Origin of the sequence: Armatimonas sp., assembly GCF_043760365.1 — a bacterium.
In the GTDB taxonomy this organism is placed as follows: domain Bacteria; phylum Armatimonadota; class Armatimonadia; order Armatimonadales; family Armatimonadaceae; genus Armatimonas.
On sequence record NZ_JAYUPA010001009.1, the window covers coordinates 1 to 2664 of the forward strand.

3 protein-coding genes and 1 pseudogene are annotated in these 2664 nt (G+C 57.5%); 2 read left to right on the plus strand and 2 right to left on the minus strand.

Annotated elements, in window-relative coordinates:
• A partial coding sequence (locus tag ACH2EH_RS25550) for a hypothetical protein (protein ID WP_395146247.1) occupies positions 1-1125 on the minus strand: 1125 nt, incomplete at its 3' end.
• 130 nt (positions 1126-1255) lie between these two features.
• Here ACH2EH_RS25550 and ACH2EH_RS25555 point away from each other — a divergent pair.
• Positions 1256-1402, plus strand: coding sequence for an HNH endonuclease (locus ACH2EH_RS25555; RefSeq protein WP_395146249.1), 147 nt, complete (start codon positions 1256-1258; stop codon positions 1400-1402).
• On the plus strand, positions 1399-1797 hold the full coding sequence (locus tag ACH2EH_RS25560) for a hypothetical protein (protein ID WP_395146248.1): 399 nt from the start codon (positions 1399-1401) through the stop codon (positions 1795-1797). The genes ACH2EH_RS25555 and ACH2EH_RS25560 overlap by 4 nt, the downstream gene beginning before the upstream one ends.
• A gap of 260 nt (positions 1798-2057) precedes the next feature.
• Here ACH2EH_RS25560 and ACH2EH_RS25565 read toward each other — a convergent pair.
• A pseudogene (locus ACH2EH_RS25565) lies at positions 2058-2664 on the minus strand (peptidase); the annotation flags it as partial.

Genomic DNA, 2664 nt, shown 5'->3' on the forward strand with positions numbered 1-2664 from the left:
GAGCTGCCCGGCGAGCAGGCCCAGCACGAGAGTCAGCCCGGCGCGCGGGCCGTAGAGCACGGTGAGGGCGGCAGGGAGCGCCAGCAGGGTCGCGCCCGCACCGAGCAGTGAGCCCAGTGCCGCCGCGAGCGCGGGAAGCAGCCCGCCCAGTAAGAGTCCCAGCAGGAGATACTGCTCGTGCAGCCCAAAGCCCCGCGCATCATCGAAGCGCAGCGCGACAAGTCGCCAGAGCGCGGCCAGCGCCACGGCAGCCAGCGCGGGCAGGAGCGTGTCTACCGTCTCCGTGAGCAGTGCCAGAGCGGCCAGCCCGATGAGCAGCAGCGCGATCCCGTAGCCCTGCCCCAGATGATTTGCTCCGCTCAGCGCCGCCAGTGTGAGCAAGACCCCGAGCACACGCCGCAGCGCCGTGTCGGCCTGCGCTAGCCAGACCAGCATCAGCCCGAGCACCAGCGCGATTCCGAGGCTGCCTAAATGTGGAGCGGGCGCTCCCACCGTGGCAAGTGCCAGCGGGCGCACGGCGAGTGCCAGCAGGAGTGCGTAGCCCACGGCTCCGATCCGCAGGCGCGAGGCGCTTGCCTTCACTTGAGTGAGCACGGTCGCCAGCACGAGAGCTCCTGCCGTCAGCACCAGAGGAAAGCTCAGCCAGCCGGTCTTGATCGTTCCCGCCGGGCGAAAGGTCCCCAGGCATGATGCCGTCGCCACCCCTACCGTCAGCGCTCCGACCAGTGTCAGTGTAGGAGTCGCCTCGGGACTGCGCCACCCGATCACGCAGAGTGCGGCGAGCAGGCCCAGGGTTGCGCCCAGAAGATTCTCCCGTGGGAACATGCCGTGGAGGCTGAGCAATAGCAGAAGCGGTGCCAGCCCCAGCCCCGCCGCCGCCGTGGGCCTCTCTTGTAGCGCGAGCCACCCGGCCAGTGCACCGAAGACCCCGCCCAGCAATACCCCGAGTCCCAGTGCCTGCCCCGGTGCGAAAATCCCCGACGACGGCAGTGAGAGAACAAAGGCGAGCAGTGCAGGAAGCGCACTCTGCCAGGGGAAGGCGACCGGCTTTCTCGGCGGCATCAGACCGACCCCTCCGACCACTAAACTCAACACCAGCGCAACCAGCAGCAGGCCACGTTCCATGGGGCACCTCTTTAACAAACTTTACCGGTGATTATACAGGCAACCGCCTCCCCCTGCGCTGATTTTTAGCCCCGGAAAGGCCGTGTTTTGGGCAAGAGAAACGCCGCCCGCGCCGCTGAATCCTTAAGGAATTACTCAAGGAAATGCAAAAGTACCAGGATTTACTTGGCATCATCATAAGAATGGAGTAAGATTGCAATTAGTTGATCGGTGGGAACATAGCAAAACAGGACATGCAGGTGGTCGCTTTAAAACAGGAGGCAGACCCAGAAAATGAATGCAACATGTTTTTTTACTGAGTTGAAACATTCTGATATTTGCCTGATAGCAAAAGAAATAGGTTATACATACCATATCATTTCGGGAGAGGATTCCTGGGACAAGATTAAGTTATCTAATGATAAAGGGGATTTTTTAATTAATTCTTTACATGTTAGGAAACCTGGATCGGAATTGTCAAGGTTGATTTTAGCAACACATAATTACGTGAAATATAAAGATGTTGATAATGAAATTAAAATTATGAAAATAATTGAAAATTGTGTTATGGCTGTTGGTTTTGTTTTTGATAATAGATATGAGGGTATTTATTTAGATTTAGTTTTTGAATTAATGAGTGATTTTAATTGCGTAGTTTTTGATGGCGAGGATTTTTATTATAATGAAAAATAAGAAGATTTTATGCTCTTGTTTGAATCACAAGAACATTTGTAGATGGCTTTTGTTGAGTGTTTTTCTGCTTGTGGTTTGTTCTCCATCAAGTTTTGCTCAAATTCGCTATCTCTCTCAGTACGATGCAGCGGATAACTTACTTCTGAGTGCCCCCGCCGCCGGTGGTCTTCCTGGTCTTAGCCCCATCGTGCATGATGCGCCGTCTGGGAAGGTGCTTCGTGCAGGCGACAAGGCGTTCACTTACGATGCGTGGGGCCGCGTCAAGGTCGCTCTTTCCCATTCACAAGCTTTGACGCCGTGGTGGCGGGGCCGTAGTAGAGGCTATTGAAGAGGTACTTGAACGTGCCGTGGGGCTGTGCGCGGTTCACGATTTCGGGGCCAAAAAGGAAGAGATGGCCGTTGCCCACGGAAGCCTCCAGGATCGCGATGCCGTCCTTTAGGTAGCCTTCTCCCCACGCCCAGCCTGAGCGCAACGGGGTTGCCGAGTCGAACCAGGCCACGGGGCGCAGAGCGAGGGCGCTGGCACCAGGCGCGAGCTGAAAGACGGGGGAGTTGTCGAAGAAGGCATCCACCTGCGCGGGGATGCCGTGTGCCAGCGGATGCGTGTTGTCCGTGGTGAGGCGCACCACCGAGCCAGGCAGATAGAATTTCTCTTGCTCCAAAGGTTGTTGCTCACCAGTGGGACCGCGCTGGGTCAGGTGGTTTCGCAGAGGAAGCCCGAGCTGCTTGCCCAGAACGGTCGAGCTGCCGATGGTGACCACCGTCCCACCCGCCTCCAGAAATGCCCGAAGCGGGGGCACGGTCTTTGCCTGGCTGACGGAGCCAAGCCAGGGCTGAAACTCCGCCGGGATAGACTCGGTGCGGGTG

Excerpts from the sequence above, each read along its gene's own strand:
- ACH2EH_RS25560 (WP_395146248.1), top strand. The coding sequence starts at position 1,399 with ATGAATGCAACATGTTTTTTTACTGAGTTGAAACATTCTGATATTTGC.